Annotated in this window: 22 protein-coding genes, 1 other RNA gene and 1 pseudogene; 10 read left to right on the top strand and 14 right to left on the bottom strand. The window is 73.8% G+C overall.

Annotated elements, in window-relative coordinates:
• Nucleotides 1-23: 23 nt before the first annotated feature.
• Nucleotides 24-1397, bottom strand: a complete 1374-nt coding sequence (locus tag IO20_RS0100875) for a multidrug effflux MFS transporter (protein WP_030547680.1) — start codon at nucleotides 1395-1397, stop codon at nucleotides 24-26.
• Between the two features lie 83 nt (nucleotides 1398-1480).
• Between IO20_RS0100875 and IO20_RS0100870 the strand changes: the two genes are divergently transcribed.
• Nucleotides 1481-2509 (top strand): Gfo/Idh/MocA family protein, encoded by a 1029-nt coding sequence (locus IO20_RS0100870; protein WP_169749502.1) that lies wholly within the window; start codon nucleotides 1481-1483, stop codon nucleotides 2507-2509.
• On the opposite strand, the gene IO20_RS0100865 is transcribed toward IO20_RS0100870, so the two are convergent.
• Nucleotides 2496-4139: an alkaline phosphatase D family protein gene (locus IO20_RS0100865; RefSeq protein ID WP_030547684.1), complete on the bottom strand. Its 1644-nt coding sequence runs from the start codon at nucleotides 4137-4139 to the stop codon at nucleotides 2496-2498. The genes IO20_RS0100870 and IO20_RS0100865 overlap by 14 nt on opposite strands.
• A gap of 102 nt (nucleotides 4140-4241) precedes the next feature.
• On the opposite strand from IO20_RS0100865, the gene IO20_RS0100860 reads away from it, so the two are divergent.
• Nucleotides 4242-5018: an SDR family oxidoreductase gene (locus tag IO20_RS0100860; RefSeq protein ID WP_051874320.1), complete on the top strand. Its 777-nt coding sequence runs from the start codon at nucleotides 4242-4244 to the stop codon at nucleotides 5016-5018.
• A gap of 186 nt (nucleotides 5019-5204) precedes the next feature.
• Here the strand turns inward: IO20_RS0100860 and IO20_RS0100855 are convergent, their stop codons facing one another.
• Nucleotides 5205-5528: a nuclear transport factor 2 family protein gene (locus tag IO20_RS0100855; protein ID WP_030208062.1), complete on the bottom strand. Its 324-nt coding sequence runs from the start codon at nucleotides 5526-5528 to the stop codon at nucleotides 5205-5207.
• A gap of 154 nt (nucleotides 5529-5682) precedes the next feature.
• The gene (locus IO20_RS41130) at nucleotides 5683-6843 is read right to left on the bottom strand and encodes an excalibur calcium-binding domain-containing protein (RefSeq protein WP_051874321.1); all 1161 of its coding nucleotides are present in this window, start codon (nucleotides 6841-6843) and stop codon (nucleotides 5683-5685) included.
• A gap of 131 nt (nucleotides 6844-6974) precedes the next feature.
• Here IO20_RS41130 and IO20_RS0100845 point away from each other — a divergent pair, with 131 nt between their 5' ends.
• On the top strand, nucleotides 6975-7409 hold the full coding sequence (locus IO20_RS0100845) for an RICIN domain-containing protein (RefSeq protein WP_030547691.1): 435 nt from the start codon (nucleotides 6975-6977) through the stop codon (nucleotides 7407-7409).
• 21 nt (nucleotides 7410-7430) lie between these two features.
• Here the strand turns inward: IO20_RS0100845 and IO20_RS0100840 are convergent, their stop codons facing one another.
• Both IO20_RS0100840 and IO20_RS0100835 read right to left on the bottom strand, forming a co-directional pair.
• Complete coding sequence (locus IO20_RS0100840; protein ID WP_030547693.1) at nucleotides 7431-8147, bottom strand: response regulator; 717 nt, start codon at nucleotides 8145-8147, stop codon at nucleotides 7431-7433.
• Nucleotides 8144-9379, bottom strand: a complete 1236-nt coding sequence (locus tag IO20_RS0100835; protein WP_030547695.1) for a sensor histidine kinase — start codon at nucleotides 9377-9379, stop codon at nucleotides 8144-8146. Before IO20_RS0100835 ends, IO20_RS0100840 begins: the two co-directional genes overlap by 4 nt.
• A gap of 163 nt (nucleotides 9380-9542) precedes the next feature.
• On the opposite strand from IO20_RS0100835, the gene IO20_RS0100830 reads away from it, so the two are divergent.
• Nucleotides 9543-10700 (top strand): serine hydrolase domain-containing protein, encoded by a 1158-nt coding sequence (locus tag IO20_RS0100830; RefSeq protein ID WP_078945883.1) that lies wholly within the window; start codon nucleotides 9543-9545, stop codon nucleotides 10698-10700.
• A gap of 44 nt (nucleotides 10701-10744) precedes the next feature.
• Here IO20_RS0100830 and IO20_RS0100825 read toward each other — a convergent pair whose 3' ends face one another.
• The gene (locus IO20_RS0100825) at nucleotides 10745-11206 is read right to left on the bottom strand and encodes a VOC family protein (RefSeq protein ID WP_030547699.1); all 462 of its coding nucleotides are present in this window, start codon (nucleotides 11204-11206) and stop codon (nucleotides 10745-10747) included.
• Between the two features lie 118 nt (nucleotides 11207-11324).
• On the opposite strand from IO20_RS0100825, the gene IO20_RS0100820 reads away from it, so the two are divergent.
• Together IO20_RS0100820 and IO20_RS0100815 are read left to right on the top strand one after the other, a co-directional pair.
• Complete coding sequence (locus IO20_RS0100820; RefSeq protein ID WP_245684841.1) at nucleotides 11325-12329, top strand: helix-turn-helix transcriptional regulator; 1005 nt, start codon at nucleotides 11325-11327, stop codon at nucleotides 12327-12329.
• A 135-nt stretch (nucleotides 12330-12464) separates the two neighbouring features.
• Entirely contained in the window at nucleotides 12465-12986 is a 522-nt protein-coding gene (locus IO20_RS0100815) for a DUF1203 domain-containing protein (protein WP_030547709.1), read from the top strand.
• Between the two features lie 65 nt (nucleotides 12987-13051).
• On the opposite strand, the gene rnpB is transcribed toward IO20_RS0100815, so the two are convergent.
• Together rnpB and IO20_RS40905 are read right to left on the bottom strand one after the other, a co-directional pair.
• Nucleotides 13052-13450, bottom strand: an RNA gene (gene rnpB, locus IO20_RS37415) — RNase P RNA component class A.
• 82 nt (nucleotides 13451-13532) lie between these two features.
• Nucleotides 13533-13718: pseudogene (locus tag IO20_RS40905) on the bottom strand (Uma2 family endonuclease); the annotation flags it as partial.
• Between the two features lie 80 nt (nucleotides 13719-13798).
• Here IO20_RS40905 and IO20_RS0100805 point away from each other — a divergent pair.
• Both IO20_RS0100805 and IO20_RS0100800 read left to right on the top strand, forming a co-directional pair.
• The gene (locus tag IO20_RS0100805; protein WP_030547713.1) at nucleotides 13799-14563 is read left to right on the top strand and encodes a MerR family transcriptional regulator; all 765 of its coding nucleotides are present in this window, start codon (nucleotides 13799-13801) and stop codon (nucleotides 14561-14563) included.
• Complete coding sequence (locus IO20_RS0100800; RefSeq protein WP_245684840.1) at nucleotides 14560-15519, top strand: hypothetical protein; 960 nt, start codon at nucleotides 14560-14562, stop codon at nucleotides 15517-15519. Before IO20_RS0100805 ends, IO20_RS0100800 begins: the two co-directional genes overlap by 4 nt.
• On the opposite strand, the gene IO20_RS0100795 is transcribed toward IO20_RS0100800, so the two are convergent.
• Nucleotides 15464-16906 (bottom strand): RNB domain-containing ribonuclease, encoded by a 1443-nt coding sequence (locus tag IO20_RS0100795; RefSeq protein ID WP_030547717.1) that lies wholly within the window; start codon nucleotides 16904-16906, stop codon nucleotides 15464-15466. The genes IO20_RS0100800 and IO20_RS0100795 overlap by 56 nt on opposite strands.
• 130 nt (nucleotides 16907-17036) lie before the next feature.
• On the opposite strand from IO20_RS0100795, the gene yaaA reads away from it, so the two are divergent.
• Both yaaA and eda read left to right on the top strand, forming a co-directional pair.
• A complete protein-coding gene (yaaA, locus tag IO20_RS0100790) occupies nucleotides 17037-17804 on the top strand; it encodes a peroxide stress protein YaaA (RefSeq protein WP_030547719.1) in 768 nt (255 codons plus the stop codon).
• Nucleotides 17805-17867: 63 nt separating this feature from the next.
• Nucleotides 17868-18518: a bifunctional 4-hydroxy-2-oxoglutarate aldolase/2-dehydro-3-deoxy-phosphogluconate aldolase gene (gene eda / locus IO20_RS0100785; RefSeq protein WP_030547721.1), complete on the top strand. Its 651-nt coding sequence runs from the start codon at nucleotides 17868-17870 to the stop codon at nucleotides 18516-18518.
• Here eda and IO20_RS0100780 read toward each other — a convergent pair whose 3' ends face one another.
• The 4 genes from IO20_RS0100780 to IO20_RS0100765 all read right to left on the bottom strand — a co-directional run bounded on the left by IO20_RS0100780 (nucleotide 18519) and on the right by IO20_RS0100765 (nucleotide 22484).
• Nucleotides 18519-19388, bottom strand: coding sequence for a DUF3592 domain-containing protein (locus IO20_RS0100780; protein ID WP_030547723.1), 870 nt, complete (start codon nucleotides 19386-19388; stop codon nucleotides 18519-18521).
• A gap of 86 nt (nucleotides 19389-19474) precedes the next feature.
• Entirely contained in the window at nucleotides 19475-20926 is a 1452-nt protein-coding gene (locus IO20_RS0100775) for a bifunctional RNase H/acid phosphatase (RefSeq protein ID WP_030547725.1), read from the bottom strand.
• The gene (locus IO20_RS0100770) at nucleotides 20926-21669 is read right to left on the bottom strand and encodes a zinc ribbon domain-containing protein (protein ID WP_211270337.1); all 744 of its coding nucleotides are present in this window, start codon (nucleotides 21667-21669) and stop codon (nucleotides 20926-20928) included. The genes IO20_RS0100775 and IO20_RS0100770 overlap by 1 nt, the downstream gene beginning before the upstream one ends.
• Nucleotides 21666-22484 carry a Nif3-like dinuclear metal center hexameric protein gene (locus IO20_RS0100765; RefSeq protein ID WP_030208021.1) on the bottom strand — a complete coding sequence of 273 codons (819 nt, stop codon included), beginning with the start codon at nucleotides 22482-22484 and terminating at the stop codon, nucleotides 21666-21668. Before IO20_RS0100765 ends, IO20_RS0100770 begins: the two co-directional genes overlap by 4 nt.
• Nucleotides 22485-22487 lie beyond the last annotated feature (3 nt).

Genomic DNA, 22487 nt, shown 5'->3' with positions numbered 1-22487 from the left:
GGACGCCCGTGGCCGCCTGCCTGTCAGGCGCCCGCGACCGCCGCCTTGTCGGTGGTCCGCCACGGGCGGCACAGGCCGAGGAAGCAGGTGACGGCCAGGACGGCGCAGGTGAGCTGGACGACCGCCATCGGGACGGCCGTGTGCTCGCCCGCGATGCCGACGAGCGGGGAGGCGATGGCGCCGACGAGGAACGACGTGGTGCCGAGGAGCGCGGAGGCGGACCCGGCGGCGTGCGGGGTGCGCATCAGGGCCTGGGCGTTGGTGTTCGGCATGGCGAGGCCCATCGCGGACATCAGGACGAAGAGTCCGGCGGCCACGGGCACGAGCCCGACCTCGCCGAAGACGCCGCTGGTCATGAGGAGCAGCGCGAGGGCGGCGAGGAGGATGATCCCGAGGCCCCAGCCGAGCGCCTTGTCGAGGCTGACGCGGCCGATGAGGAGCTTGCCGTTGATCTGGCCGACGGCGACGAGCCCGATCGAGTTGATCCCGAAGAGCAGGCTGAAGGTCTGCGGGGAGGCTCCGTAGATCTCCTGGACGACGAACGGCGAGGCCGAGATGTAGGCGAAGAGGGCCGCGAAGGCGAGTCCGCCGGTCAGCATGTAGCCGGTGAAGACCCGGTCGGCGAGCAGGCCCCTCATGGTGCGCAGGGCTTCGCCGACGCCGCCCTCGTGACGCCGCTCGGGCGGAAGGGTCTCGCCGAGGAAGCGCCAGACGACGACGGTGAGGAGCACGCCGATCAGGGTGAGGACGTGGAAGACGCCCCGCCAGTCGGTGAGCCGCATGATCTGACCGCCGATGAGGGGCGCGATGATCGGGGCGACGCCGGAGATCAGCATGAGGGTGGAGAAGAAGCGGGCCATCTCGACGCCGTCGTACAGGTCGCGGACGACGGCGCGGGCGATGACGATGCCGGCGGCGCCCGCGAGGCCCTGGAGCAGCCGGAAGCCGATGAGGAGTCCGGCGGTGGGGGCGAGCGCGCAGAACGCGGTGGCGACGACGTACACGATCATGCCGATGAGCAGGGGGCGGCGGCGTCCCCACTTGTCGCTCATGGGGCCGACGACGAGCTGCCCGAGGGCCATGCCGGCGAGGCAGGCGGTGAGGGTGAGCTGGATCGTGGCGGCGGGGGCGTGCAGCGCTCCGGTGACCTCCGGCAGGGCCGGGAGGTACATGTCCATGGAGAGCGGGGGGAGGGCGGTGAGCCCGCCGAGCACGAGGGTGACGAGCAGCCCGGTCCTTCGTGCGGCGGTCGCGTCGGCGGCCTTCGCCGTGCCGGCGGTGGCGGTCTCCGGGCCGGTGGCGGTCACCGGGCCGGTGGTGGTCACCGGGCCGGTGCTGGTCTCGGGGGCGGTATCGGTTATGTGTCCTTGTGTCGTTTTGTGGCCGCTCTCCGGCATCGACTGCTCCATTTCGTTGAATCCTTGCCTATGCTCTCAGCTCGATCGGCATGGTCGAGACCTCTGTGGGACGGGTGGGGAACATGAGTCAGAAGGTGCGCTGGGGAATCCTGGCGACGGGCGGCATAGCGGAGCGGTTCACGACGGACGTCGCGACGCTCGACGGCGCGGAGATCGTCGCCGTGGCGTCCCGCACCGAGGCGTCGGCGAAGGCCTTCGCCGACCGGTTCGGGATCCCGCGGGCGTACGGGGAGTGGGCCGGGCTCTTCGCCGACGAGGACGTCGACGTGGTGTACGTGGCCACTCCGCACCACGCCCACCGGGAGGCGGCCGGCCTCGCCCTGGAGGCGGGCAAGGCGGTGCTCTGCGAGAAGGCTCTCACGCTGAACGCCGGGGAGGCGGAGGAACTCGTCACTCTCTCCCGGGACCGTGGTCTCTTCCTCATGGAGGCCATGTGGATGTACTGCAACCCGCTCATCGGGCGGCTCGTCGAGCTGGTCCGCGACGGGGCGATCGGCGAGATCCGCACGGTGCAGGCGGACTTCGGGCTCGCGGGCCCGTTCCCCGCGGATCACCGGCTCCTCGACCCGGCGGTGGGCGGCGGGGCGCTGCTCGACCTGGGCGTGTACCCGGTGTCGTTCGCGCAGCTGCTCCTCGGTGAGCCGGACTCCGTCCAGGCGCACGCGCTGCTCTCGCCGCTGGGCGTGGACGTCAACACCAGCATGTTGCTCGGCTGGTCGGACAAGGGCGCCTCGGCCCTGCTGTCCTGCTCGCTCGTCGCGGACACCCCGCTGACGGCGTCCGTGACGGGCACCCTCGGCCGGATCGACGTACCGCGCGGCTTCTTTTTCCCCGAGCGGTTCACGCTGCACCGCGACGGCGAGGAGCCGGAGGAGTTCGTCAACGAGGACGATCCGCACTCCCTCCGGCACGAGGCCGCCGAGGTCATGCGCTGCCTGCGGGCGGGCGCGACGGAGTCGGCGCTCGTGCCGCTCGACGGCTCGCTCGCGGTGATGCGGACGCTCGACGCGGTACGGGACCGCATCGGCGTCCGCTACCCGCAGGAGGACCGGCGGGAAGAGCCTCGGGAGGCGCTCGTCACGCAGGCCTGAGACCGGGGTCGCCTGCTTCCGTGACGAGGGAGCCGGCCGTGGTGACGGGGGCGCCCGGGGCCGTCACGTACGGGACCGTACGGAAGTCGGCACGGGCGCTCTCCGTCCCGAGCGCCACCGTCACGTAGCCGCGCCGCCCGCTGTAGAGCTTCACGTGCGGGTTGGCCTGGGTGATCCGGTCGTAGTTGGACGGGCGGTCGGCGCCGTTCTTCCCGCTGGCGATCGAGGTGGTGACGATCTCGGTGCCGACGGTCCTGGAGCCCGGGTCGCGGAAGTCGGCCTTGATGTCGAGGCCGATGCCGACGTGGACGTCGCCGGTCAGCACCATCAGGTTCTCGACGCCCGCGGCCTCGGCGCCCGCGAGGACCCGCCGCCGGGAGGCCGCGTACCCGTCCCAGGCGTCCATGGAGACCGTGTAGTCGGCGGTGGGCCGGTCGCGGCGCTCGGAGAACACCACCTGTTGCGGCAGCACGTTCCAGCGGGCCCGCGAGGCGCGCCAGCCGGCAAGCAGCCAGCGTTCCTGCTCGGCGCCGGTCAGGGTGCGCGCCGGGTCGTCGAGCACGGGGCCCGGGACGTGCCAGCCGTCCCCGTAGGCCTGGTCGGAGCGGTACTGGCGGGTGTCGAGGATGTCGAACTGGGCGAGCCGCCCGAAGCGCAGCCGCCGGTACATCCGCATGTCGGGACCCTCGGGCCGCTGGGGCGCCCGCAGCGGCTGGTGCTCCCAGTAGGCGCGGTAGGCGGAGGCGCGGCGGAGCAGGAACTCCTCGGGCGGGACGCCGTTCTCGGGGATGCCGCCCGCGTAGTTGTTCTCGGTCTCGTGGTCGTCCCAGGTGACGACGAAGGGGTGGGCGGCGTGCGCGGCCCGCAGGTCGGGGTCGGACTTGTAGAGGCCGTAGCGCAGCCGGTAGTCCTCCAGGGTGACCGTCTCGCGGTTGAAGACGGCCGGGAGGACGCGGTCGGTGTAGGCGCGGGCGCCGCCGGTGGCGTTCACGGCGTACTCGTACAGGTAGTCGCCGAGGTGGAAGACGACGTCGAGGTCCTCGTCCGCGAGGTGGCGGTAGGCCGTGAAGTAGCCGTCGTGGTACGCCTGGCAGGAGACGGCGGCCAGCTTGAGGGCCGTGTTGTGGGCGCCCAGGTCGGGGGCGGTGCGGGTGCGGCCGACCGGGCTGGTCCACTCGCCGACGCGGAAGCGGTAGAAGTACACGCGGCCCGGGGAGAGGTGCTCGACCTCGACGTGTATCGCGTGGCGGAACTCGGGGTGTGCCGTGGCCAGGCCGCGCCGGGCGATCCGGGTGAAGCGCTCGTCGTGGGCGAGCTCCCAGCGGACCCCGACCCGGCGCGCGGGCAGTCCGCCGCCGGGCTCGAAGGGCCGGGGTGCGAGCCGGGTCCACAGGAGTACGGAGCCGGGCTGGGGGTCGCCCGAGGCCACCCCCAGGCTGAACGGGTACTCGCCGACACGCCGGCCGTCGAGTTCGGCGGCGGCCGCGGCGCCGGCCGCGGGCAGCTGGGTGGCGAAGGCGAGCGCGGCCGCGGCGCCCGAGACGGTGAGGAACCGGCGGCGGCCGAAGTGGCGGGCCGCGGCGCGGAGTTCTTCGGAGTGGTCCTGTACGTCGTCGTGTACGTGGGTCATGTGCCCCTCCCCGGACGGATGTTGCGCTTCCGCCATTCGAGGGGGACGGGACGACCTCACGTTGTCGGGTACAGAACATCCACGTGTCGGGACAATGAGTTCATGGGGCACACGTCTCGCGTACGCTGCGCGCCCATGAGCATCGCAGTGGTGACGGGAGCGGGATCGGGCATCGGCCGGAGCGTGGCACTGGCCCTCGCGGAGGCGGGCTGGTCGGTGGCCCTGGCGGGGCGCAGGGCGCGGGCCCTGGAGGAGACGGCGGCGGCCCTCCCGGCCGGCGACTTCCTGGCGGTCCCCACGGACGTGACCTCGGCGCAGGAGGTGGCGGCCCTCTTCACGGCGGTACGGGACCGCTACGGCCGCGTCGACCTGCTCTTCAACAACGCCGGTACGTTCGCCGGCGGCGGCGTCCCCGTCGAGGACCTGGACCCGGACACCTGGCGGGCGGTCGTCGACGTCAACCTGACGGGCGCGTTCCTCTGTGCCCAGGCGGCCTTCCGGGCCATGAAGGAGCAGGACCCGCAGGGCGGCCGGATCATCAACAACGGCTCCATCTCCGCCCACGTACCGCGCCCGCACTCGATCGCGTACACGGCGACGAAGCACGCGATGACGGGCCTGACGAAGTCCCTGTCGCTCGACGGCCGCCCGTACCGCATCGCCTGCGGCCAGCTCGACATCGGCAACGCGGCGACCGAGATGACGGCCCGCATGCAGACCGGCATCCTGCAGGCCAATGGCGAACTGGCGGCGGAGCCGGTGATGGACGCGGCGGACGTGGCGGCGACGGTGGTGCACATGGCGTCCCTGCCGCTGGCGGCGAACGTCCAGTTCGCCACGGTCATGGCGACGACGATGCCGTACATCGGCCGGGGCTAGGGCCTCTCGTTTGGATCGTGCCGGGCTCGCGGGCCCTGGCACCGCGCCTCGCCGCGTTGTCGTCGGTTGCCATGGCGCCGCCATGGCGCCCTCCTCCGCCTTGCGACGCACGACACCAGACCCCGCCCCCTGATCCGGCCCGATCCGAACGAAAGACCCTAGGACCCCCGTCCGACGGGCCGGGCGTCAGGCCTGTCCGGTCTCGAAGCGGGCGATCCTGCCGTCCTCGACGGTGAAGCGCCAGCGGGTCCGCATCTCGCCCCAGGTGTCGTTGCGGTAGCGGGCGACGAGATCGCGCCCGTCGCCCTTCTCGGACTCGATCTCCATGTGCCCGCGCGAGGCGAAGACCTCCTTCTCCGTCCACTGCTCCACGTCCCGCTCGGACCCGTCGTCGGACATGGTCGCGCCGGGCACGAGAGCCGCCCGGAAGGCCTCCTCGTCGTTCGCGTTGAGGGCCGTGACGAAGGCGCGCACGGCGGGGTCGCTGAGCTGGTTCACAGGAATCGTCATGCCCCACCCGTACACCCGGCGGCCCGGCCCGCCCGGGGAACCTGGCCGTACGCGCCCGCGTGTCAGCGGCCGGGCTGGGCCACCTGGACGAGCACGGGCCCGCCACGCGGCCGAGCGCCGCTCACGTCGTCCGGCACGTCCGCCCGCCCGACCGTCATGACCAGTCGCAGGCCTTGCCGTCGCCGTCGCGGTCGAGGCCCGAGCGGTAGCCGGGCTGGCCCCGGTAGATGGGGGCCCTGCCGGCCGCGCGGACGGCGTCGCAGTTCTTGTAGTACGCGAGGCCGCCACCGGAGCCGGAGCCGGAGTCGGAACCCGATCCCGTGCCCGTTCCGGAGCCGTGCCGGTCCGGGTCGGGGTCCGGGTTCAGCCGGGCGTACTCCTCGCTCGGACAGGCGAGCCCCGGCCGCGCGAGGGAGAGCCGTACGGACAGGTGCTCCGGCCGTTCGACGTCCTCGCCCGCCTCCGGGTCCTGGAAGCAGATCCGCCAGTCGTCGTGACCGGCCGCCAGGTCGACGTCCGTGTACACGCTGGTGCCGGTGATCCGGGTGAGGCCCAGCTTCCGGAGCACCGCCGAACCGTTCGCGAAGGTCTTGCCGACCACGTCCGGCATCTTGGGGAACACCACGGCCTCGCCGTCCCGCGCCGGGCAGGGGCTGCTCTTCTCGACGACCGCGAACTCGATCCTGCTCCGCCGCCCTTCCTCCGCCACGACCGTCTCCCCGGCCGCCGGCTCCTGGAAGCAGACCTTCCAGTTGCCGTCCACGAGCTGCATCTTGTCGTCCTCGGTCGCGTCGTGCGACCGCGTCCTGAAGCCCGCCTCGTACGCGGCCCTCGTCGCCGTCTCCAGGTTCTGGCCCGTGTAGTCGGCCACGACCCGCCGCACCGTCGGGCGCGGCGTGGGGGTGGGCGGGGTGTACCGGCCGTCCGGGGCACGGGCGGTCGGAGACGCGGTCACCCGGGACCCGGCGGCGGCCGTCGCGGGCTCCTCCGTCGACGGCTCGCTCGTCCCCACCGCCACGAACCACACCCCCGACAGGACGGTCGCGACCACCTTCCGGCCCGGCGTCCACCGGGTCCGCCAGGCGAGCACCATGCCGGCCGGGGGTACGAGGACCAGAAAGAGGACGACGAACCCCGGCCGCCGCCACCACCGTTCCCCGGCCGGCTTCGAGGCCGCCGCCCGCTTGTCCGGGGACACGCCGGCCGGGCCGATCGGCCCCCAGTCGCGCCGCCTCTGCTCCCGCCCCTGCTCCTGACCCTGCGTCCGGCCTTGCGTCCGGCCCTGCTCCCGACCCTGCGTCCGATCGTGCTCCACGACGTGCGGAACCTTCCCCTCCCTGACGACTTCCCAGCACCGCGCAGCCTATGACCTGCGTGTTCGCTGGCCCCACCCAGGCCCGACCGGGCACTATCGCCCCAACTGCCGCAATCAGCCCAGGAGGACAGATGTCAGACACCGGCAAGGTCGTCAAGCTGTACGCGAAGGGGGCCCCGGTCGGAGTCGAGGACGGAGCCCTGGTCGGCTTCCTCGTGGACCAGGGGCACTCGGCGGAGTGGGTGGTCACCCGGGAGGGCCAGGGCTTCCGCTTCACCGCCAAGGGCACCGAGGAGACCATCGTCGCGGAGGGCACCGACCGCGCCCCGGTGGGCGTCCGCGGCGACGACTCCCCCGCCTCCGTCTGGCGGATCCAGCGCGTCGACGACGACGGCGCCGCCACGGTCACCTCGCTCGCCGACCTCCGCACCGGGACGTACACGATCGACCAGCACGGCCTGGCCCTCGGCCGCGACCTCTTCGAGGACCGCTCCCTGCTCCCCAAGCGGATCTTCGTCCGTACGGACGACCGGGACCCGCAGTGGACGATCGAGGTCCTCGACTGACCCTCGGACGGATACGGGGACTCAGCCGGCGAACCCCGGCACGACCAGACCGGACTCGTACGCGATGACCACCGCGTGGGTCCGGTTCTGGGCGCCGAGCTTGGTCAGCACGTTCCCGACGTGCGTCTTCACCGTCTCCAGGCTGACGGTGAGGGTCTGGGCGATCTCCGGATTCGACAGGCCGGTGGCCATCAGCCGCAGGACCTCCTCCTCCCGCCCCGTGAGCGCCGCCCTCGGCAGCGCGTCGGCGGAGTCCCTGGGGCGGGCGGCGACCATCCGGCGCAGCGTCGCGGGAAAGAGGATCGCCTCCCCCGCCGCCACGATCCGTACCGCCTCCGCGATCTGCCGGACCGGCAGCCTCTTCAGCACGAACCCGCTGGCGCCGGCGCCGAGCGCGGCCGTCACGTAGTCGTCGTTCTCGAAGGTGGTGATCACGACGACCTTCGGCGGGTCGGACGCGCGGGACGACCCGGCCGCCCCGGCGGCACCGGATCCGGCCGGTTCCGCGAGGAGGTGCCGGGTGGCCTCGATCCCGTTGCGGCGCGGCATCCGCACGTCCATCAGGATCACGTCGGGCCGCAGCAGCCGCGCCTGTTCGACGACCTCGACGCCGTCGGCGGCCTCCCCGACCACGGCGATCCCCGGCTGCGCCGCGAGCAGGGTGCGCAGGCCGCTGCGGGTCACCTCATCGTCGTCCGCGATCAGGAGGGTGACGGGTGCCGCGCTCGCCCCGCTCATGCCGACGGCCGTACGGGAAGCCGGACCGACAGGCGCCAGTGCCGCGGCCCGTCCGGGCCGGACTCGATGTCCCCGTTCAGGAGCCGTACCCGTTCGGCGAGACCGGAGAGGCCGTGCCCGGACGACGGGAAGGCACGGGGTCCCTTGCCCTCGTCCGCCGTCCCGTTGACCACGCCGAGCTCCAGTACCTCCGCCCCGGCCCGCACGCGGACCGCGATGGGCCCGCCCCCTCCGTGCCGCATCGCGTTGGTCAGCCCCTCCTGCAGGATCCTGTACGCGGCCCGGGACAGCGTCCCCTGTACGTGGGTCAGGTCCCCCGAGAGGTCCGGCTCCACCACCGCGCCCGTGTGCCGTACCCGGTCGAACAGCTCGGGCAGATCGGCCAGGGTGCGGGTCGGCGCCGTCTCGGCCTCCCGTTCCCGCAGGACGCCGAGCACGTAGTCCAGGTCCTCCAGGGCGGCCCTGGCCGACTCCTCGATGCTGCGCAGGGCCGCCCTGGCCGCCACCGGATCGGCGGCGAGCACCTCGCCGGCGACCGCCGCCTGGATCGTGGTCGTCGTCAGCGTGTGCCCGATGGAGTCGTGCAGCTCGTGTGCGAGCCGGTTGCGTTCGGCCAGGCGCAGTTCCCGCTCGGCCGCCGACGCGAGCCGCTCGGCCGTGGACGGCCCGAGCAGCCTGGGCGCCGACCACCGCAGGGTCCTCGTCACCAGGACGCAGACGGCCCCCGCGAGGAGCAGGCAGCCGAGCCCGGCCGCCCAGCTCTGCCAGCCGCCCTCCACCCGTACCGACCGGCCGAAAAGACTCAGGCCCAGCTCGGCGTCTAGCCATCCTCCCGGCAGGGTCAGGCCCACGAAGAGCAGCAGACCGCTCGCCAGCGCACCCGTCCAGCCGACCGCCACGTGCAGCAGCAGCCAGAGCGGAGTCCGCCAGCGGCCGGCGCGGGATCCGGCGGCCCGTACGGCGTCGGCGTCGGGCAGCGGCACCTTCAGCAGCCGCCGGGCGGACAGGACCAGCACCCGCCGGGTGGTGCGGGCGAGGCCGACCAGGCCGATCAGCACCGCCCAGACGAGCACGGCCAGGCCGATCTGCACGCCCTCGGGAGCGGACCGCCACGCGAGCGCCGGGAGCAGCGCGAAGGACAGCAGGGGAAGGCTCGCCAGGACGGCGCCGTAGCCGAACAGCGCACCCGAGTAGGTGGAGCGCCGCAGCAGCGGCCGCATTGCCTTGATCATGATCAGCCAGTATGGACGGGCGGCCCGCGCCCGGCCTCCCCCGATCGGGGGAGCACCTTCTCCCGCTTTCCCGCGATGCGCGCCGGAGCCCCCGGAACCCATGATCGTGTCCTGCCCGGTCGAAGGGCACGAACGACCACGATCACACGGGAGTTGACCGTCCATGCGTGAGCAGACAGCCCACCGTCCCCGACCCTCCGAGCGCCGCCGGCGCGGAGCCCTGGCGGCCGCGGCCGCGGTGGCCCTCGCCGTCGTGGCCACGGGTGCCCTGGCGCCGCCGACGGCCTTCGCCGCCGCGCGGCCGGACACCGTGCAGCAGGGCCTGGAGGCGCTGGTGCGCGACGGGCAGCCCGCCGCGCTCGCGACCGTCCAGGACCGTGCGGGCCGCAGCCGTACGTACACCGCGGGGGTCGGCGACCTGGCCACCGGGGCGAAGGTGCCGAGGGACGGCCAGGTACGGATCGGCAGCAACACCAAGACGTTCACCGCGGTCGTCGTCCTGCAGCTGGTCGGCGAGGGGAAGGTCGACCTCGACGCCGACGTCGACACCTACCTGCCGGGCCTCGTCCGCGGGAACGGCATCGACGGACGCCACATCACGGTCCGTCAGCTCCTCCAGCACACCAGCGGACTTCCGGAGTACGGGACGCACATCAGCGACGACGAGATGGCGCACCGGTACTTCGAGCCCCGCGACCTGGTCGACATCGCCCTCCGGCACAAGGCCGAGTTCGCCCCGGGGAAGAAGTGGTCGTACAGCAACACCAACTACATCTTGGCCGGTCTGATCGCCCAGAAGGTCACTGGCCGCCCGCTCGCCGAGGAGATCGACCGGCGGATCGTCCGGCCCCTGGGCCTGCGCCACACCTACTTCCCCGCGCCCGGCGACAAGACCATCCGGGAGCCCCACCCCCGCGGCTACCACCGGCTCACGGCGGATGAGCCGCTGCGCGACTTCACCGAGATCGACCCCTCGGCGGGCGGGGCGGCCGGGCAGATGATCTCCACCAACTCCGACGTCAACCGCTTCTTCACCGCGCTCCTCGACGGAGAACTCCTCCCGGCCGCCCAGCTCGCCCAGATGCGCACCACGGTCCCGGTCGGGAACACCGGCGCCGGCTACGGTCTGGGGCTCATGAGCCGGCCGCTGACGTGCGGCGGCGTCTACTGGGGCCACGGCGGGGACATCGTGGGGTACGAGACCCGGGGCGGCGCCACGGACGACGGCCGCGCCGTCAACATCGCGGTGACGAGCATCCCGGTCGAGATCGCGGGCACGAGGCGCGTCGAGGCGGTCGTGGACAAGGCACTCTGCCGCTGAGTCGGGACGCCCGGGGCCGCCCGGGCCCGTCCGGGGGCAGGGCGTCAGTCGAGACAGAACTCGTTGCCCTCGGGATCGGTCATCACGATCCAGCCGGTGCTCATCGGGGGCTCGGGCTCGAAGCGGCGCACCCGCTTCGCGCCGAGGGCGACGAGCCGGTCGCACTCGGCCTCCAGGGCCGCCATCCGCTCGTCGCCCTCGAGTCCGGGCGCGACGCGGACGTCGAGGTGGACGCGGTTCTTGGCCGCCTTGTCCTCCGGCACCTGCTGGAAGAACACCCGCGGGCCCTGCCCGTCCGGGTCCTCGATGGCGGACCTCGTGTTGCGCTGCTCCTCCGGTACGCCGATCCGCGCGAGGAAGTCGTCCCACGCGGCCAGCGGGTCGGCGCCCTCGGGCAGCTCGACCCCGGGCGGGCCGGGGTGGACGTAGTCCAGTGCGTCGCGCCAGAAGGACGACAGCGCGCGCGGGTCGTGGGCGTCGAAGGTGACCTGGAAGTGACGGCTCATCGTGCCGCTCCGTTCGTTACGGGGGTTCCTCGTCCTGTGAGTCCACCCTGACACCCATGGCGGACAGAATCGGTCCGCCATGCCCCAGGGGCGTGCAAGGGCGTGCCAGGGTGGCTCCGTGATCGCATCGACCGGCGCCGAACGGGGCACCACGGAACGGGTGCTGACCCTGCTCGGCCTGCTGCAGCAGCGCCACACCTGGAGCGGCCCCGAACTCGCCGACCGGCTCGGGGTGACGACGCGCACGGTCCGGCGTGACGTCGAACGGCTCCGCTCGCTCGGCTACCCGGTGCACGCGGGCCAGGGCGTCGGCGGCGGCTACCGGCTCGGCCCCGGGCGTGACCTGCCGCCGCTGCTCCTCGACGACGAGGAGGCCATCGCCACCGCGGTCTCACTGCTCGCCGGCGCGGCCGCGGGACCCGGCGACGCGGCGCTCCGGGCGCTGACGAAGCTCGACCGGGTGCTGCCCACGCGGCTGCGGCACGAGGTGCGCGCCCTCTCCGGCTCGGTGGAGTTCTTCGGCAGGGGCCGTGAGCCGGTCGACCCCGAGGTGCTCACCGCCCTCGCCGGAGCCTGCCGCGACGAGGTCGAGGCGGGCTTCGACTACCCGTCCGGTGACGAGGTGCGCCGTCGGCGGGTCGAGCCCTACCGCCTGGTCGCCTCCGACCGCCGCTGGTACCTCCTCGCGTACGACCTGGACCGTGCCGACTGGCGCAGCTTCCGCGTCGACAGGATGACGGAGGTGTCCGCCAGGACCTGGCGGTTCCGCCCGCGTGAGGCACCCGACGCGGCGACATACGTGCAGGAGGGGGTGACCGGCCGGGTCTACCCCCACCAGGCCCGGTTCCTCGTGCACGCGCCGGCCGACACGGTCCGCGCGCAGGTCCCGGCGTCGGCGGCGGTCGTACGGCCACGGGGGGACGACCGCTGCGAGGTGCTCAGCGGCGCCGCCGGCCTCGACGCGCTGATCCTGCACGTACTCCTCCTCGGGCACGACTTCGAGCCGCTCGACCCGCCGGAACTCGCCGGCCGCTGCCGTGCGCTGGCGGAGCGGCTGTTGAAGGCCGGTGCGGCGCCCGCACCGGACGGAGAAGACCGGACAGGGCGGCTGGGCACGGGATGACGGGCGGGGCGGGATGACGGGCCGGGGCGGGGCGGGCGTACGCGCGCGGAGTGGCTGGACGGCCGGTAGTGCCCGGGCCGGCACGCCGTCCGAATTGCGCCAGCGCAGCGGCGGCTCCCGCGCGAGCCTGGCCCCATGAGCACCGAAGCCACCCACCTCACCACCGCGCACCTCGCCCGCCCCATCGCTCCCTCGGCGCTGGCCGAGCTGCGCGCCTCCGACGACGCCGGGCGCCCCTGTGTGCCGCGGACGGCCACCGACGGCGGCGACCCGCTCCGCTGCTGCCTGCGCCCCTCCGCCCCCGGCGAGCGGATCGCGCTGGTCTCGTACGCCCCGCTGCGCCGCTGGGCCGCCGAGACCGGGGCCGAGCCGGGCGCGTACGACGAACAGGGTCCCGTCTTCATCCACGCGGAGGACTGCGGCGACCCCGCCCCCTCGGAGGCGTACCCCTTCACCCGCCCCGGGGCGCTCCGGACCCTCCGCCGCTACGACGCGGCGGGCCACATCGTCGGAGGCCGCCTCCTGGAACTCCCGGAGGCGCCCGACGAGGGACTGGACGCCGCTCTCACCGAGGCCTTCACCGACCCGGCCGTGGCCCTGGTCCACGTCCGGGCGGTCGAGTACGGCTGCTTCCACTTCGAGGTACGACGCCCCTGACGACCACGAGAAAAGGGCCCCTGACCAGGTATGCACCTGATCAGGGGCCCTTCCGCGTGGGCCGGCAGACGAGTCGGGCTGTACGCCGGGTTCTGTGCCCCGGGACCTCGCGGTCGTCGGGGCGACGGCCATCCATCTAGGACCGGCGTTGCCACCGGCCTCCTGCGGTCTACCCGCGAACTCGGGCGAGCAGCCCTCGAACGTCCGCGCAGGGACACCGAGGTGTCCCTTCTTGACCTTGCTCCGAGTGGGGTTTACCTAGCCGCCTGAGTCACCTCAGGCGCTGGTGGTCTCTTACACCACCGTTTCACCCTTACCGAGGACCGAGATCCCCGGCGGTCTGTTTTCTGTGGCACTGTCCCGCGGGTCACCCCGGGTGGCCGTTAGCCACCACCCTGCTCTGTGGAGCCCGGACGTTCCTCGGGAAGATCCGAAGATCTCCACGCGGCCGTCCGCCCGGCTCGTCTGCCGTGCCGACCATGCTACCCGCCGATTCGGAGGCAGCCGCCCTCAGAGGAACTCGGCCGTCTCCAGGTCGAAGCCGAGGGGGGCGAACGTGAGGTCCGGGATGAGGTGGTTCCTGAGCCGCTCCACAGCGGTGCCGGCCGCCTTGAGGCCCTTGGTCCCCGAGGCGTCCATGTCGACCGGCGATCTCCTGACGAGCTGCCGCAGGACGCGGCTGATGTACTTCTCGTGGTCCCCGTCCGGCGGCGGCGTCACGACGATCTCCCCCACCGGTCGTGGCACATGATCCGGAGGGGACGGCGGACCATGCTTGACCTTGCCGCAGCGTCAGGGTTTCTACTGGGCGCATGCGTATCGGCGAGATCGCCGCCCTGGTCGGGGTCACTCCCCGGGCCGTGCGGCACTACCACCAGGCGGGGCTGCTGCCCGAGCCCGCGCGGCGGGCCAACGGGTACCGCGAGTACGGGGTCCGGGACGCCGTGCTGCTCGCCCGGATCCGGCGGCTGACCGAGTTGGGGCTGGGGCTCGACGAGGTACGCGGTGTGCTCGCGGACGACGAGGGGCGGGGGCTCGTGGAGGTCCTGGAGGAGCTGGACGAGGACCTGGCCCGGCAGGAGGCGGTGGTCCGGGAGCGCAGGGAACGACTCGCCCCGCTCCTCACCGAGGCGCGGGCCGGGCGCCTGCCCGCCGACGGGCCCGTGTCCCCTGAACTCACGGCGCTGCTCGCGGGCCTGGGCGAGCTGCCGGAGTCCCCGATGGCGGCGAAGGACCGGGAGATCCTGGCCCTGCTCGACACCGTCGTCCCCGAGACCGAGCGGGCCGAGCTGATGAGCCTCATGCACGGGGCGGCCGGCAGCGCCCGGGAGGTGTACGGGCTCCTCGACGCCCTCGCCGACGCGGAGCCGGACGACCCTCGGGTGGACGGGGCCGCCCGCGCCCTGGCCGCCGTCCTGCCGGACGGGCTGGCCGTGGAGCTGCCTCCCGAGGGCTCCGGCGGCATCGCCGACGCCTTCTTCGCCGACCTGGCCCCCGCCCAGTCGGCGGCGGTACGGCGGGCGATCGAGCTGGTCCTGACACGTCGGAACGACGACTCGTCGGAGGCGGGGGCATGACCGGAACCGGAACATCACGGCAGGGCCCGGCGCCGGTGGCCGGTGCGGCGGGCGGGCCGCCGCGCGGACGGGGGCTGCGGCTGCTGCGCGGTGTCGCGTACGCCGCGCTGCCCGCCGAGGCCGTGCTCTTCGTCTGTCTTCTCGCCGGGGTACGGATGCCCGGGGGCGTGCTCCTCGTCGGGGAGCTGCTCGTCCTGGGGCTGCTCGCCGCCGGGGGTCTCGTCTGGGCGCGGCTGCGGCGGCGCGGGCTCTCGCGGCGGGAGGCCCTGGCCGAGCTGGTGCCCGGGCCCGTGCTGCGGATCATGGGGCACGAGCTGCTGATCATGGTGAGCCTGGTGCGCTGGGTGGCGCGGCGGCCGCACGGGGTGGAGGGCGCCGACGGGGTGTTCCCGCACGCGCGGGACCAGGCGGCGCTGATGTACGGCTTCGCGTTCGTGTGTCTGGTCGAGACGGTCGGCATGTCGTACCTGCTCGCCGACTGGCCCCTGGTCCACGCGGTCGTCCTCGTCCTGGACGTCTACACCGTGCTCTTCGTCCTCGGGCTGCACGCCGCTTCCGCGAGCCGTCCGCACACCCTGACCGGGGACGTCCTGCGGCTGCGGCAGGCCGCGCACGTCGACGTGCGCGTGCCGCTCGGCCGGATCGCGGCGGTCCGCCAGGAGCTGCTGTTCACCCACGAGAAGGCCGAGGGCGAGCTGAACCTCGCGGTCGGCTCCCAGACCTCCGTCACGATCGAGCTTGCCGAGCCGGTCGACGTGCCGCGGTTCCTGAGCGGGACGCCCCGCCCCGTACGGCTGATCCGGGTCCACGCCGACGATTCGCGCGCCCTGTACAAGCAGCTCACGCGGGCCCTCGCGGAGGACGTCACGCCGGACGTCACGCCGGACGTCATGCCGGACGTCACGCGGGCGCGAACAGTACCTTCGCCGTCCCCGGGTCCGCCGCCGTCAGTCTGACCCGGAGCCACTCCCCCAGCGGCAGCGGGCGGTCCCCGCCCGCGACGCGGGCGACGACCGCCGGGTCGTCCAGGTGGACGGTGCCGACGGCCGGATCGCGTTCCTTCACGTCGATGACGTACGCGTCGAAGACCTCGCCGACCCGTTCGCCGAGCAGGGCCGCCTCGACGATGTCGACGCTCTCGCGCTCGACGGTGTTGGCGCGGCGGGTGCCCATGGCCATCTCGTCGGGGAGCGTCGGCAGGGCGGCCCGTACCCACTCGGGCGGTTCGTCGCCCGCCACCGCCGCCACGCACAGTTCGCCCGCGTACCGGTCGACGAGCCGCCGCAGCGGCGCGGTGCAGTGGGTGTACTCGTCCGCGACGGCGGCGTGCACGGCCGGCGTGGGGACGAGGCCGTCGGTGAAGACGGTGTACCCGGCACCGCGCAGCAGGGTGGTGCACTCCTGGAGGAAGGCCGCGTGGCGCGGGTTCGTGGGGTCGGTGGCGCGGACGACGTCCGCGTACGAGACGTGGTGCGGCCAGTCGACGCCGAGGGCCCGTGCGGAGCGGCGCAGGCGGGCGACGGCGCCGTCGGGGGCGGTGGGGAGGGTGCGCAGGATGCCGGTGCCGGCGGCGGTCATGAGGTCGGCGGCGGCCATGCCGGTGAGCAGGGAGATCTGGGCGTTCCAGCCGTCGGCGGGGAGCGGGGCCCGGTAGGCGAGGGAGTAGCTCCGGCCGTGCGCGACGATCTCCTGTTCGGGGACGTTGAGGGAGATCCCGCCGCGTTCGGCTTCGAGGGTCTCGCGGAGCCGGCCGATGTCCCGGAGGAGGGCGACGGGCTCCTCCGCCGTCCCCGTGTCGATCTGCCGCTGCACCTCCTCGTAGTCGAGTTTGGCGCGGCTGCGGACCATCGCGCGGCGGACGTCGGTGGCGACGCGGCGGCCCTCGGCGTCGAGGTCGATCCGCCACAGCAGGGCGGGGCGGGGGTCGCCGGGGAGGAGGCTGGCGGCCCCTTCGGAGAGGACGGCCGGGTGGAGCGGGATCCGGCCGTCGGGGAAGTAGAGGGTGAGGACGCGCCGGTGGGCCTCGGCGTCGAGCGCGCCGCCGGGGGTGACGAAGGCGGCGACGTCGGCGATGGCGTAGTGGACGCGGTAGCCGCCGTCGGCCCGCCGGGCCAGGTGCATGGCCTGGTCGAGGTCGGTGGAGGCGGGCGGGTCGACGGTGAAGAACGGCAGGTCGGTGGCGTCGTGGGCGGGGAGCCGGGGGGTCTTCGCGGCGGCCTCGGCCTCGGCGAGGACGGCGCTCGGGAAGTCGTCGGGGATCGCGAGCTCGGTACGGAGCGCGCGCAGGGCGGCCCGCAGCGGCGTCTCGGCTGCGCCGGTCACGTGAAGGGGGCGGCGGGGCATGGACCGAGCGTATGGCGGGGTGCCGGGGACGGCACCCCGAAGGCCGTACGGCAAGGGCGGGGGCTCGCGCTTTGTAGTCTTGAGGGGCGGGGCCGCACCCCCGATCCCGTACGTATGAAGGAGAACCGCCGTGCTCGTGCTGTTGCCGCCCTCCGAAGGCAAGGCCTCCTCGGGGCGCGGGGCGCCGCTCAAGCCGGAATCGCTGTCCCTGCCGGGGCTCGCGGAGGCACGGGCGGCGGTCCTGGACGAGCTGGTCGAGCTGTGCGCGGCCGACGAGGAGAAGGCGCGCGAGGTCCTTGGCCTGAGCGAGGGCCTGCGCGGCGAGGTCGCGAAGAACGTGGAGCTGCGGACGGCGGGCGCGCGTCCGGCCGGCGAGGTCTACACGGGCGTGCTGTACGACGCGCTGGGTCTGGCGACCCTGGACGCGGCGGCCAGGAAGCGGGCGGGGCGGTCGCTGCTCGTGTTCTCGGGGCTGTGGGGCGCGGTGCGGGTGACGGACCGGATTCCGTCGTACCGCTGCTCGATGGGGGTGAAGCTGCCGGGGCTCGGCGCGCTCGGCGCGCACTGGCGGGGTGCGATGGCGTCCGTTCTTCCCGAGGTGGCCGGGGACGGTCTGGTCCTGGACCTGCGCTCGTCGGCGTACGCGTCGGCGTGGAAGCCGAAGGGTGAGGTGGCGGCGCGGACGGCGACGGTGCGGGTGCTGCACGCGCCGACCGGGAAGGTGGTCAGCCACTTCAACAAGGCGACGAAGGGGCGGATCGTGCGGAGCCTCCTGGAGGCGGGCGCGGGGCCTCGGTCGACCGGGGAGCTGGTGGAGGCGCTGCGGGACCTGGGATACGTGGTGGAGGAGACGGGGAAGGCGGGGTCGCTGGACGTCCTGGTGGACGAGATCCACTAGAGTGCCGTTGCGCCCTGCGCAACGCTCGTTGCGCAGTTCGCTCACTGTGGCCAGGATGAGGCCATGACGAGCGTGTTCGACCTTGCCGAGCTTGCCGGCCTCGCCCCGGCAGCCGCTCCCGTCCCCGTCGTCCCGGTCGTCGTGATCGAGGACGCCGCCGACGCCGTACCCCTGGCGCGGGCACTGGTGGCGGGCGGTCTGCCGCTCATCGAGATCACCCTGCGCACTTCGGCCGCGCTCGACGCCCTCCGGGCGGTCGCGGCCGAGGTGCCGGACGCGGTCGTCGGCGCGGGGACGGTCGTGTCGGCGGCCGGGGTCGCGGAAGCGGTCGGCGCCGGTGCCCGGTTCCTGGTCAGCCCGGGGTGGACCGAGCGGCTGCTCGGCGCGATGCGGGACTCGGGCGTGCCGTTCCTGCCGGGGGTGTCGACGGCCTCGGAGGTCGTGGCGCTGCTCGAACGGGGGGTGGACACCATGAAGTTCTTCCCGGCCGAGGCGGCGGGCGGCGTCCCGTACCTGAAGTCCCTCGCGGGGCCGCTCCCCCGGGCCCGTTTCTGCCCGACCGGCGGCGTCTCCCTCGCCTCCGCCCCGGCCTATCTGTCCCTTCCGAACGTCGGCTGCGTCGGCGGTACGTGGATGCTGCCGCCCGACGCCCTCGCGGCCCGCGACTGGGCACGGGTCGAGGCCCTGGCGCGCGAGGCGGCGGCGCTGCGCTGACTAGAGGTCCAGGAGCGGGGTGTTGGCGAGCACCGCGAGGACGAAGAGGAACATGGGGACCAGGCCGAGCAGGCCGAGGACGACGCTGCGCAGCGCGAAACCGACGGTCGGGGGCACACCGGCGCGGCGCGGGAACTCGGGGTCGTAGAGGATCTCCACCGTGGGACGCACTTCACCCCAGGCCCACATCGAGACCCGTGACGGCACCCGCGCGTACTTCTCGCCGTCGACGGTCGTGTACGAGAGGCACGGGAACTCCCAGAGCGAGGCTCCCTTCGACCAGATCTTGACGCGGCCGTCGATCCGGGCGACGACGCCGATACCTCGCCGCCGCAGGACAGCCATGGCGTGGAAACGGCGGCCGACCCGCCAGAGCGGGACACCGCCGAGGATGCCGAGCAGCCCGCCGAAGGAGAGGGACACGGCGGCTGTCACAGTGCTGCGCGGGCCGGTCACACCGATCACCGCGAGGAGCGTCGCGTAGCCGGCGAGCGCCGCGCCGACGCGGACCGCGCGCCGCGCCGTCCCCCCGAGTCCGCCGCCCGCGCCGGCGGGTTCCGGGCGTACGACGGTGACCAGGGCGTGCCCGTCGGCGGCGGGGGTGACGCGCCCCAGCGCCGTACGGACATGGCCCGCGAAGGCTCCGGCCGCGCGCGCGTTCGGTCCCGACAGGGCGACGGAGCCGCCGAGTCCGTGCCGGGCGCGGGAGGGATCCCCGGCGAGGACGACCCGTACCGCCCCGCCCGCCGACTCCTCCACGGAGGCGATCGCCTGGACGGGCACCGTCCATGTCGTGCCGTCCCGGACGATCCTCAGGCGTGTGCCGTCGAACCTGGCGCGCGTGCCTCTCCCCGACAGCACCGTCTCCACGGCCGCACCCCCAGCTCTCCGGACGACGTCGCGCGATCATACGACCGCCGGGGTGAAAGGTCCCCCGGCCGAAGACCTTCAGCTTCTCAGGCCCTCAGGTGCGAGGTGTCGTTGAGGAGTCGTACGGACGCGTTGCCGTCGGCGTAGTAGGCCACCGCCGAGATCGACGCGGCCGACAGCTCCATCCGGAACAGGGACTCCGGCGGGGCGCCGAGCGCGAGCCGGACCAGGGTCTTGATCGGCGTGACGTGAGTGACGAGGAGGACGGTGCGGCCCGCGTGGGCGGCGGTCAGCCGGTCCCGGGTCGCGGCGACGCGCCGGGCGACGGTGGCGAAGCTCTCTCCCCCGCCCGTCGGCGCCGCCTTCGGCGAGGCCAGCCAGGCGTCGAGGTCCTCCGGGTACCGCTCCCGCACCTCGCCGAAGCTCAGCCCCTCCCAGGCGCCGAAGTCGGTCTCGCGCAGCCCCTGATCGACGCGTACGTCGAGTCCGAGGCGGGCGGCGACGGCGGCGGCGGTCTGCCGGCAGCGGGTGAGCGGCGAGCTGACGATCTCCTGGATCGTGCCGCGCGCGGCCAGCGCCTCCGCGACGGCCTCGGCCTGCCGCAGCCCGGCCGCCGAGAGCTCGGGGTCGGTGCCCCCGCTGCCCGAGAAACGCTTCTCGGGCGTGAGCGCGGTCTCCCCGTGCCGCAGCAGCACGAAGGTCGCGGGGGCGCCCATGTCGGGCCCGGTCCAGCCCTGCCGGGGGGCGGCGGGGACAGTGGCGGTCGCCGCTTGCACGGGAACGGCGGGCGTCGCGCCCCCCGTGCCCGCCTCGGCCTCGAAATCGCCCGTGGCCTCGAAGTCGCCCGGGGCCCCGAGGGCCTCTTCCGTGAACAGGCCCTCGTCCGGCAGGTCGCCGGGGGCGGACGGTCGGGACGCCGTGCTCGGCCAGGCGGCCGTTCCGGTCCCCGGCACGCTCGTGCGGGTCCCGGCGGACGGCCGTGCCCCCAGCGCCGCCCTCGCGCGGGCCGCGCCCGCCGTCGCGTCACCCGGCGGACCCGCCGGAGTCGCGGCGTTGCGGGCGGCCATGGCGTCGAGGCCGGCCGTCGAGGCGGACGGCTCCCACCGGCGGCCCAGCTTGCCCGCGTCCATCGCCTCGTTCGCGAGCCGGTCCGCGTGCTTGTTGCGCTCGCGCGGGATCCACTCGTAGCGGACCCGGCCCGCCGGGAAGACCCGGCCGGCCTCGGCGGCGAGCGGCTTCATGTCCGGGTGCTTGATCTTCCAGCGGCCGGACATCTGCTCGACGACCAGCTTGGAGTCCATGCGGACGTGGACGGTGGCGTCGGGGAACAGCGCCCGGGCCGCTTTCAGGCCTGCCACCAGGCCCTTGTACTCGGCGACGTTGTTCGTCGCCACGCCGATGTACTCGGCCGCCTCCGCGAGCGTCTCGCCCGTGGCGGGGTCCAGGACGACCGCCCCGTAGCCGGCGGGCCCGGGATTCCCCCGGGAGCCCCCGTCGGCCTCGACGATCAGCTCTCGCGAAGACGGAGGGACGGACATTACAGACCGGACTCCGAGGTGCGGACGAGGATGCGGCGGCAGTTCTCGCAGCGGACGACCGCGTCACGGGCGGCGGCACGGACGTCGTTCAGCTCGGTGATGTTGAGCTCGATGTGGCAGCCCTCGCACTTGCGCTGGTAGAGCCGGGCCGCGCCGACGCCGCCCTGCTGCTCGCGCAGCTTCTCGTACAGCTTGAGCAGGTCGGCCGGGACGGAGCCCGCGATCAGCTCGCGCTCCTTGGCCACGGAGGCCTCCTCGGCGTCGAGCTCCGCCTCGGCGGCGTCGCGCCGGGCGGTGGCGGCGTCGGTCTTGGCCTGGACCGCGGAGACCCGCTCGGTCAGCTCGGTCAGGCGCTCCTGGATGGCCTCGCGGCGCTCCATGACCTCGAGGACGATCTCCTCCAGGTCGCCCTGGCGCTTGGCGAGCGAGACGATCTCGCGCTGGAGGTTCTCCAGGTCCTTCGGGGAGGAGACGGCGCCGGAGTCGAGGCGCTGCTGGTCGCGCGTGGCGCGCTGGCGGACCTGGTCGACGTCCTGCTCGGCCTTGGTCTGCTCGCGGCCGCAGTCGCTCTCCTGGGTCTGCGCGGCGACGAGGAGGTCGCGCAGCTGGGTGAGGTCCTTGGAGAGCGACTCCAGCTCGGCGTGCTCGGGCAGCGAGCCGCGCTTGTGGGCGAGCTGCTGGAGGCGGACGTCCAGGGCCTGGACGTCGAGAAGGCGGATCTGGTCGGCGGGCGCGGCGTTCAGTTGGGGGCTCCAGGGGAGGTGTGGTGGAAGGACCAGGGGTCGGTGACCGTCTTCGAGACGTGGACGCGCAGGTCCCAGCCGTGACGGTCGGAAATCTCGTCGAGCTGGGCGGCCGCCTGCTCGCACCAGGGCCATTCGGTGGCCCAGTGGGCCGCGTCGACGAGCCCGAGGGGAGAGTGCTGGGTGGCCTCGGAGACGGGGTGGTGGCGCAGGTCGGCGGTGAGGAAGACGTCCACGCCCGCGGCCCGCACGGCGTCGAAGAGGCTGTCACCGGAGCCGCCGCTGACGGCGACGCGGCGCACGGTCATGCCGGGGTCTCCGGCGACCCTGATGCCCTGCGCGGTGGCGGGCAGTCGCGCGGCGGCGCGGGCGGCGAACTCGGCGAGGGTCTCGGGGCGGTCCAGCTCGCAGATCCGGCCGAGGTTGTTCTCGGGCACGAGGGGGCCGGTGACGCGGAGGTCGAGGGCGCCGGCGAGGGCGTCGGAGACGCCGGGGTCGGCGGTGTCGGCGTTGGTGTGCGCGACGTGGAGGGCGATGTCGTGCTTGATGAGTCCGTGCACGACGCGGCCCTTGAAGTGGCCGGCCGCGACCGTCGTCGTACCGCGCAGGTAGAGCGGGTGGTGGGTGACGATCAGGTCGGCGCCGAGGGCGACGGCCTCGTCGGCGATCTCCTGGACGGGGTCGACGGCGAAGAGCACGCGGGTGACCTCGGCGTCGGGGTCGCCGCAGACGGTGCCGACGGCGTCCCACGACTCGGCCCGCTCGGGCGGCCAGAGGGCGTCGAGCGCGGCGGTTACTTCAGACAGACGGGGCACGGA

Source organism: Streptomyces exfoliatus (assembly GCF_000725545.1).
In the GTDB taxonomy this organism is placed as follows: Bacteria; Actinomycetota; Actinomycetes; order Streptomycetales; family Streptomycetaceae; genus Streptomyces; species Streptomyces exfoliatus.
The sequence above is the reverse complement of the archived record's forward strand: the minus strand, read 5'-3'. Positions and strand labels throughout refer to the sequence as shown.

Excerpts from the sequence above, each read along its gene's own strand:
- IO20_RS0100875 (WP_030547680.1), bottom strand. The coding sequence starts at position 1,397 with ATGCCGGAGAGCGGCCACAAAACGACACAAGGACACATAACCGATACC.
- IO20_RS0100870 (WP_169749502.1), top strand. The coding sequence starts at position 1,481 with ATGAGTCAGAAGGTGCGCTGGGGAATCCTGGCGACGGGCGGCATAGCG.
- IO20_RS0100865 (WP_030547684.1), bottom strand. The coding sequence starts at position 4,139 with ATGACCCACGTACACGACGACGTACAGGACCACTCCGAAGAACTCCGC.
- IO20_RS0100860 (WP_051874320.1), top strand. The coding sequence starts at position 4,242 with ATGGGGCACACGTCTCGCGTACGCTGCGCGCCCATGAGCATCGCAGTG.
- IO20_RS0100855 (WP_030208062.1), bottom strand. The coding sequence starts at position 5,528 with ATGACGATTCCTGTGAACCAGCTCAGCGACCCCGCCGTGCGCGCCTTC.
- IO20_RS0100845 (WP_030547691.1), top strand. The coding sequence starts at position 6,975 with ATGTCAGACACCGGCAAGGTCGTCAAGCTGTACGCGAAGGGGGCCCCG.
- IO20_RS0100840 (WP_030547693.1), bottom strand. The coding sequence starts at position 8,147 with ATGAGCGGGGCGAGCGCGGCACCCGTCACCCTCCTGATCGCGGACGAC.
- IO20_RS0100835 (WP_030547695.1), bottom strand. The coding sequence starts at position 9,379 with ATGATCAAGGCAATGCGGCCGCTGCTGCGGCGCTCCACCTACTCGGGT.
- IO20_RS0100830 (WP_078945883.1), top strand. The coding sequence starts at position 9,543 with ATGCGTGAGCAGACAGCCCACCGTCCCCGACCCTCCGAGCGCCGCCGG.
- IO20_RS0100825 (WP_030547699.1), bottom strand. The coding sequence starts at position 11,206 with ATGAGCCGTCACTTCCAGGTCACCTTCGACGCCCACGACCCGCGCGCG.
- IO20_RS0100815 (WP_030547709.1), top strand. The coding sequence starts at position 12,465 with ATGAGCACCGAAGCCACCCACCTCACCACCGCGCACCTCGCCCGCCCC.
- IO20_RS0100805 (WP_030547713.1), top strand. The coding sequence starts at position 13,799 with ATGCGTATCGGCGAGATCGCCGCCCTGGTCGGGGTCACTCCCCGGGCC.
- IO20_RS0100800 (WP_245684840.1), top strand. The coding sequence starts at position 14,560 with ATGACCGGAACCGGAACATCACGGCAGGGCCCGGCGCCGGTGGCCGGT.
- IO20_RS0100795 (WP_030547717.1), bottom strand. The coding sequence starts at position 16,906 with ATGCCCCGCCGCCCCCTTCACGTGACCGGCGCAGCCGAGACGCCGCTG.
- eda (WP_030547721.1), top strand. The coding sequence starts at position 17,868 with ATGACGAGCGTGTTCGACCTTGCCGAGCTTGCCGGCCTCGCCCCGGCA.
- IO20_RS0100775 (WP_030547725.1), bottom strand. The coding sequence starts at position 20,926 with ATGTCCGTCCCTCCGTCTTCGCGAGAGCTGATCGTCGAGGCCGACGGG.